The following is an 8,252-nucleotide window of genomic DNA, read 5'->3' as shown; positions in this document are numbered from 1 at the left end:
AAACCCTGTAGCTGTTAAAGAAGTAAAACAATTTATCAGATCAATTTTTCCACTGTCTTTGAACGTTAAGTTCCACACCTACCGTCCTGCTTCCGGTATCATCACCGAGGAATCAGTACCGTACCCGCTCGGGAGGAACACCTCACCTGTCAGCAGATCCACCAGCCGACCTTCAGAACCGGCTTCTGCCGTGGTCAGAGTAACCATCTGGAAGGCACCGTCGGTACTGATCATATAGAGCAAGGCATCATCACCGCTTTGTTTGTGGTCGATGTGGATCTCTTTTTCTGCACGCTCTCTGACGGAGGTTGATGTGTTCACATTTAGACGACGATAAATGATCATCCCGCAGCGCGAGATACAAAATAAAAATAATAGTAGAGGCTGCGTCCCCCAAGGTGTATAACGGCAAAGGGCCTTAAGCCAGTGACTATTATCTATATGGGTGGCGCTGATAAATTGATGCACAGTGCTATTTATTTTCTGCACAGGTCATTGCCTGCACAAGACGGCTGTAATCGTTTTCAGGGGGTTACGACAATCCGCAAGAATTGACATTACTTTCATGAATACTGGAAGCGTTTACAAAACAATAAGCGGTTTTTTTCCATTAAACTGGCCATTCCGCTGAAACACATCATCAGCGTCAATAGCCAACCTATTATAAGCAAGGGCGAAACGCACCGAATGGATCAGAAAGCATTTACTACCAAGATTGAAAAACACCTGCGTCGTGAACTGGGCACTACCCCAAAGCAAGCTACCTATCGCGACTGGTGGCAGGCACTGTCCCTGGTACTGCGCGACATTAACCTGGATCAGCTGCAGGAAAGCAGCCTGAGCGATAAAAACGCCAAAGGCAAACAACCACAGCGTCACGTTTGCTACCTTTCCATGGAATTCCTGATGGGCCGCCTGCTGGGCGATGCACTGATGAACCTGGGCCTGTACGAACCAGCCGCCAGGCTGCTGCAATCCCACGGTGTAAAAATTGCCGACGTTCTGGACCAGGAACGGGATATGTCTCTGGGCAATGGCGGCCTGGGTCGTCTGGCAGCCTGCTTTATGGACTCCCTCGCCAACCAGAACATTCCTGCCACCGGTTACGGCATCAATTACCGTTATGGCCTGTTCCGACAGGTATTTGAAAATGGTCACCAAAAAGAGATGCCGGACGTATGGCGGGAGTTTGGCAGCCCATGGGAAACCTGTCGTCCATCGGAAACCGTTGAAATTGGCCTGTTTGGTCGTGTCGAAATGGACAGCGACGGGAATAATTACTGGGTACCTGCCAAAAAACTGCTGGGGGTTCCCTGGGACATTACCATCCCCTCCTTTGGCGGCCAGTATGTCAACCGCCTGCGTCTGTGGGAAAGTCAGGTGGGTCAGTACCCGATTGACCTGGACAAGTACAATCAGGGAGAGTATCTGGAAGCCTGCCGCAACCTGGTCGATGGCGACACCATTTCCGGTGTTCTCTACCCGGAAGATTCTACCCCACAGGGTAAAGACCTGCGTTTGATCCAGCAGTACTTCTTCTCGGCCTGTTCGCTGCAGGATATTCTTCGCCAGCACAAGTCGAAAGGGTTGAAGCTGAGCGATCTGCCAAAGCACTATGCCCTGCAGTTAAACGACACTCATCCTGCTATTGCCATTCCTGAGCTGATGCGTCTGTTGATGGACGAAGAAGGCATGGTCTGGAACGAGGCGTGGGACATTACCCGCAAGATGTGCCACTACACCAACCACACCCTGTTGCCAGAGGCTCTGGAAAAGTGGTCTGCTGCTCTGCTGGGTCGTATTCTGCCACGTCATCTGCAAATCATTGAGATGATCAACCATGTTTTCCTCACCGGCGAAGCCGCTGACCAATGGGGTGATAATGTTGAGATCATCCAGAAGGTCAGCATCTTTGAAGAGCTGGAAGATGGTGACCGCCTGATTCGCATGGCAAACCTTTCCGTCATCGGTAGTCGTCGTGTGAATGGTGTTGCAGCACTGCACAGCAGCCTGGTCAAGAGCAACCTGTTCCCTGAATTCAACGAGCTGTATCCGGGTAAGCTGGTTAACGTTACCAACGGTGTCACCCCCCGTCGCTGGCTGGCCCACTGCAATCCCTGCCTGGCCAGATTGCTGGATCGCAATATCGGTACTGAGTGGCGCACTGACCTGACGCAACTGAAGCAGCTGGAGCCACTGGCCAGTAAAGAAGAGTTTCTGGATGCCTTTGCCGGTGTGCGCTTCAAGAACAAGGAGCGTCTGGCTCGCCTGATCGAAAAAGAGTGCAGGATTACCGTTAACCCGAATGCGTTGTTTGATGTACAAATCAAGCGTCTGCATGAGTACAAGCGTCAGCAGATGAACCTGCTGCATATTATCAGCCTGTACCATGAGATTCTGGATAACCCGGATGCTGAACACACGCCACGGGTATTCATCTTTGGTGCCAAGGCAGCTCCTGGCTATGTAATGGCCAAACAGATTATTCTCGCCATCAACAAAGTTGCCAAGGTTATCAACAACGACCGTCGTTTGGATGACCGTCTGAAAGTGGTTTTCCTGCCGGACTACCGCGTGACCATCGCTGAGCAGATTATCCCTGCCGCAGATGTGTCCGAGCAGATTTCCACTGCCGGTTTTGAAGCCTCCGGTACCGGTAATATGAAGCTCGGCCTGAATGGTGCGCTGACGGTAGGAACCATGGACGGCGCCAATGTTGAGATCGCCGAAGCGGTGGGCAGTGATAATATCTTTATCTTCGGCAAGACCGTAGACGAGGTAGAAGCCATCCAGAAAAAAGGCTACAACCCTTACCAATACTACGAGAAAAATCCGGTGATCAAACGTGCCATCAACTCACTGATGGATGGCTCCTTCAGCCAGCACAGCCCGGAATTGCTGAAAGCCCTGGCCGAAGACCTGATTCACAACGATCCGTTCATGGCACTGGCAGACTTCGAAAGCTACCGTGTAGCCCAGCAAAAAGCGGCTGAGTTGTTCCGCAAGCCACGGGCCTGGTGGAAGAAAGCAGTACTGAATACCGCTCGACTGGGCCACTTCTCTTCTGACCGGTCCATCGCCGACTATGCAGAGGAGGTTTGGAAAATTTAATAATATGATGGTACTGGCAGCTTGTTGAGCCAAAAGCTGCCAGAATCACATCAATCGATACAGTGACAGGTAATACGGGCATAAAGACTGCTACTGTCCTGATCCGGTACCACCTCTTCCATCGCATTGGCGATGGTCAGGTCAAAGCTGAACCATTCATTCCCGGAAACATTGATCCCGACTCCAGCGGAAGAGAGCGTCTGTTTCGGATTCAGTGATTCAACCTCACCATGGTCGTAGAATCCATACAGATCAAACAGATACTCATTAAATGAGAAACCGTTGTAGTGCACTTCAATCTGCTGGTACCAGCCCTGGTCGCCGCTGGCGATGCCCTGCTGATAGCCTCTCAGGGTGGATGGGCCACCAAGTGTGAAGGACACAGCCCCCGGCAGGGCCTGCTCAGAAGTAAACTGGGCCTCTACAGTAGACAGTGCATAGAAAGGATTATCGAAGTTATAGATAAACGTCAGTCGGGTATTGAACAGGTTAAACTTGCGGGTAATACCCTGCAGCTTTTCCTTGCTGTTCACAGAGCTGTAAAGCTGTCGTCCACTGAACTGCCATTGGTTGCCCAACCAGCTCAGTTCGGCGCCCAGTTGATATCGCCCGGTTTGATAGTCAGAGAGATCACCCCCGGTAACACTGTTTTTCGAGGTTGAGTGACTGAGGGCTGCCACCAGGCTCAGCCAGAGATCAGCATCAGAATACACCAGATAGCTGCCCTCCAGACCCAATCGAAGGGTGTCACCAGCATAGCCCAGATCCTCGAAGTCACCCGAGGTAACGGTGGCATTGGTAAATTGCAGGCTACCGCCGAGGCGAAGTCCATCCGTTCCCACCACCGTACTGTAGCTGGAAACAAAGGACTTCAAACCACTGGATACCAACCCATAAGCCATGGCTTTATCTGCAGGGAGAAACAGCTGATTACGCTGGTAGAGCGCACTGAGCTGGGCTTCTCCGGAGCTTTCATAGCCATAATTATCCAGATAAAGCTCCAGATTATCCCGGCCAGGTTCAGGTACATTAATGACAATATCGGTCAGGCCAAAGGCTTTTCCTGCACGAAGCTCGGCTTGCAGACGCTGGTTGTGTATCCGGTTATAAAACAGAATATCCTTTTCCAGGGCTTCAATATCGATGGAGCCCAGCTGGTTGTCGTAATCGATCCACTGGCGAAAATAACCATCTTCTGTGTAGTTATTACCGGCAAAGACAATTTCCCCCACAGATCCTTCAACCAGCCGGATCATGACAATACCATCAGAAACCTGCTGCTCCGGAAAAACGGCAACCGACGTATAGATATTTTTCTGCCGATAGAGTTGGTTGATGGTTGCCAGAATCTTCTGGAGTCCGTTGTAATCAATCTCTTCACCCAGAACAGGCTGGACAATGTTCTGCAGCTCTTCCTGTGTCAAGTGGGCAGACCTGGTAAATCGAATCCCCCGGAGGGTAAATGTCGGGCCTCCGCTGACTTCTTCAGTGGGCTCAGTTTGTTCCGTAATAGCAGGCAGGTTCGGTTTCTGCTCTTTATCCCGAAGTCGTATCTCCTGGTCAAAGAGATCTTTGCTGGCCTTACCGGCAGGGTCCGGCCTGGGCTCTGGATTACCCTGAGCGATTAAAGGGCTTAATCCCAACAAACCGACCAGAACCGTGCTTCTGATCTGAGCCCCCAACTCCGAAAATAACGCCTCGTTCCCACGCTCCTGCGTGGGAATGCATACCTCATCCATCCGCCCATTCCAGCCACTTGGCCATCTCTGGTGGGCCCGGCGGGCATTCCCACGGGGAAACGTGGAAACGAGGATCTGATCTTCCTGATTTACCTTGTTATTCTTCTTGGTCCAGGTGTTCATTTACGACTCCTTTTCAACGCCCGGTTCAGCAATCAACCAGAACTCTTCCTCTTCTTCCGACTGCTCTGCCTCGATTTCAACTTCACCATCAAAGCTATCTATGTCGGCCGGGGTACCATTAGCTGCGATCCAGCCGTCAGAGAGCGAAACCGGATCGCTATCTGCCACCAGCTGATCGGTTGCCGGATCATTCTGGATAACCTGGGCCAGCTCCTGATTGGTAATTTCATTCTGATACTCAAGACTCAGGCGGAAGAAAGACTCTGGCAGAGTGATACTGGAAAGATCATCCTGACTGCTCTTATAGGTCAGTAGCAACGGCAGGTCATAACGGGTGAACTGGGCATTGGTGGTCACATTGACATCATCCACCGACATCCAGAACTCACCATAGGGTGTCATAAACTGGCCATCGACCCGTAACCCTGTCCCGTCTGAGTTATTGAGGTTAATGGTTAATTCATCCACTGTCTGATAACCGGTCACCATCCTGAAATTGTATCCCGGGCCGGTATTCACCGTCGCTGCATCAATCAGCAGGTCGCCGGTCATTCTCAGGTTACCGCCCTGTGTCAGCAGGTCAGTGATATGCAGCTGGTCAGTATTGCTGATATCTACCCGAACATCGTTGGCAAAGCTGCCAGGTTTGAAAGCAGCGGCCTCAAGGTTCTGATAGTAGCGTCTGGCATCCGACGTCAGTGACAGGGTTTCATTGAAGCCACCCATGGCCATTAATGTCTCCGTTGCGTCACCCCCATTAATAGTCAGATCAATTTCCGGGGCATAAACCGCCAGAGGTCCGCCATCGGTCATATTGATCTGATTAACCACCACATTTTCCCTGGATGCCAGACCGCCTCGATCCAGGGTCATCCGGTCAGCAAACAGGAAGTCATTCACCAGTAGCCATGGGGTACCAATCAGTTCTTCGATCTCAAGGTAACCCAGTGCTGTCATGTAGATATTGCCATTGGTGGCGTTCAGCAGGCGGGCATGCAGGTCTGAGCTGGCCAGAATATTGATATCGCCATTGTCGGTTTCTGCAGACAGCCAGGGCAGATCAATCACCAGTGGATCACCAATACCGGTGGCTGCCATCAATTGCCCCTGACCACCGGTGCAGTTTTTACCTTCTGCATCACAACCCACCCGCTGTGTTGCCTTCAGGTGACGCTCACCACCGGCAATATCCAGATCGTTGCGGCCATTAATGGCACCTTCTGTCGTCTTAAGGTAAAACGCAGAATCAACAGCATCGGATACCAGCTGACCAATCAGCTGATCACCACGGGTATGAACCAGAGTCCGTTCGCGGGTGTTGATAACCGCATCTTCACCCATGGAGAAACTGTCTGCACCCAGCAATGTTTCGGAACCAATGGCCATTGAGCCAGAGTTGATTGCCTGTTGGGCTGCCAGGGTAATCTCACGGGCAGCCAGCAGGTTTATATCATTGACGACAGTGACCGACTCATTAAAGTAAATGGCACCCTGTTGGCTGGTTGCGGTAAAGTCATCACCAATATCCAGGGTCGCCAGCGCCTGATCACCGTCGGTAAGCAATGAAGTGCTCTCACCGGATTCGATAACTGAACGATTACCCATGGTGAAAGTATCTGAGTCAGCCCGGATCCAGCCGGTGCTTACTATTTTCTGGTCGTCAGCAAGGGTGATGGCGCCGGCAACCCGAAGGTCAGTATTGCCGAGCACGGTCACATGCTCCTTAAAGTCCACAGCACCTGCTGTACTATCAATATCCAGACTGCCACCGACGTTCAATGTAGCCAGTTTCTGATTGCCTGAGGAAACCATGGTCAGGTCGGAACCGATATCAAGGCGGGCAGCATCACCCATGGTGACACTGGCAGACTGGATCGAGGTGCTGCCACCTGAAGCCATGGTTTTACCATCAGCCAGGCTGACACCATTGGTGATCACCAGGTTGATTGAGTCATTGATGGCAACATCATCATTGAAGGCCAGAGCGCCACTTCCCTGGATATCGAGCAGCCCGGCATTGCTGGTCAGGGCACCATTAAACTGTGCATCCTCACCGACAGTAAGACGAATGTCGTTTTCTACGGACAGGGTGTCATTAACCGTCAACTGGCCATCAATATCCTCTGCCAGCAGGGAATTGCCAATATTGACTGCCTGGTTAAAGGTGGCATCACCCGCCACATCGAGAGTCAGGCTGTCACCGATCAGTACGTCGCTATTAGTAGTGAGGTTTCCACCGTTGGTAAACTCAGCACCATTCGCCACATCCACTTTGAACAGTTCGGCATCCGCTTTGGTGCTCACATCAAGAGCACCATCAACATCCAGCACTGAACCATTAGCAAACGTCAGTGATTCGGCGTTAATGGTTGCATCACCGCCCAAATAAAGTTGTTGATTCTCTGCCAACGTCACAGCGCCATCGAGAGCATCAATAGTTACGGCATTCATGACCGTGGCATGCTCTTTCAGCCCAACAAGACCATTGGCACTGTCGATATCAAGACGACCATCCACATCCAGGGTTGCCAGCACCTGGTCACCGGACGTATCCATTACCAGGTCAGACCCGATATCAAAACGGGCAGTATCACCCATGGTGACACTGGCAGACTGAATAGAAGCACTGCCACCTGAAGCCATGGTTTTACCATCGGCCAGGCTGACATCATTGGTGATTAGCAGGTTGATTGAGTCATTGATGGCAACATCATCATTGAAGGCCAGAGCGCCACTGCCCTGGATATTGAGCAGCCCGGCATTGCTGGTCAGAACACCATTAAACTCAACATCCTTGCCAACAGTAAGACGAATGTCGTTTTCTACAGTCAGGGTGTCATTAACCGTCAGGTTGCCGGCAATATCGTCAGCCACCAGGGCATTCTCAACTAGTACTGCGCCATTGAACGTAGCATCACCACCCACATCCAGGGTCAGGTTATCCACCACCTCCATCTGGTCATTGATAATCAGGTTACCGCCATTGGTCAGTGTCGCACCGCCTTCAACGTCAACCTTATAAAGTGTTGCCTGCCCGGCTGTGGATAAGTTCAGTGAGCCATCAACATTCAGGATGGAGTTATCACCAAAGTTAACCGAGTTGGCGTTAATGTCTGTGCCAAGTGTTGAGTTGAAGCCCTGATTGTCCGCTAATGTCAGGGAACCACTGGCATCAATATCCGCGGCTCCCAGGGTGTGGACCGTTTCATCAAAAGCGACCCATCCGGTAGAACTTGCAACTTTCAGATCATCACCTGCTTCCAGGGTCGCCAGCTGCTA

The 8,252-nt window shown here is 51.4% G+C and carries 4 protein-coding genes; 1 reads left to right on the top strand and 3 read right to left on the bottom strand.

The window, feature by feature from the left end:
* Nucleotides 1–78: 78 nt before the first annotated feature.
* On the bottom strand, nucleotides 79–321 hold the full coding sequence (locus KDK13_RS06580; protein WP_257284180.1) for a DUF799 domain-containing protein: 243 nt from the start codon (nucleotides 319–321) through the stop codon (nucleotides 79–81).
* Between the two features lie 366 nt (nucleotides 322–687).
* Between KDK13_RS06580 and KDK13_RS06575 the strand changes: the two genes are divergently transcribed.
* On the top strand, nucleotides 688–3,111 hold the full coding sequence (locus tag KDK13_RS06575; RefSeq protein WP_257284179.1) for a glycogen/starch/alpha-glucan phosphorylase: 2,424 nt from the start codon (nucleotides 688–690) through the stop codon (nucleotides 3,109–3,111).
* Nucleotides 3,112–3,161: 50 nt separating this feature from the next.
* Here KDK13_RS06575 and KDK13_RS06570 read toward each other — a convergent pair whose 3' ends face one another.
* Both KDK13_RS06570 and KDK13_RS06565 read right to left on the bottom strand, forming a co-directional pair.
* Complete coding sequence (locus KDK13_RS06570) at nucleotides 3,162–4,973, bottom strand: ShlB/FhaC/HecB family hemolysin secretion/activation protein (protein WP_257284178.1); 1,812 nt, start codon at nucleotides 4,971–4,973, stop codon at nucleotides 3,162–3,164.
* Nucleotides 4,974–7,919 (bottom strand): hypothetical protein, encoded by a 2,946-nt coding sequence (locus tag KDK13_RS06565; RefSeq protein WP_257284177.1) that lies wholly within the window; start codon nucleotides 7,917–7,919, stop codon nucleotides 4,974–4,976. It lies immediately after the preceding gene.
* Nucleotides 7,920–8,252 lie beyond the last annotated feature (333 nt).

Origin of the sequence: Endozoicomonas sp. SESOKO1 (assembly GCF_024606265.1) — a bacterium.
GTDB lineage: Bacteria > Pseudomonadota > Gammaproteobacteria > Pseudomonadales > Endozoicomonadaceae > Endozoicomonas.
The sequence above is the reverse complement of the archived record's forward strand: the minus strand, read 5'-3'. Positions and strand labels throughout refer to the sequence as shown.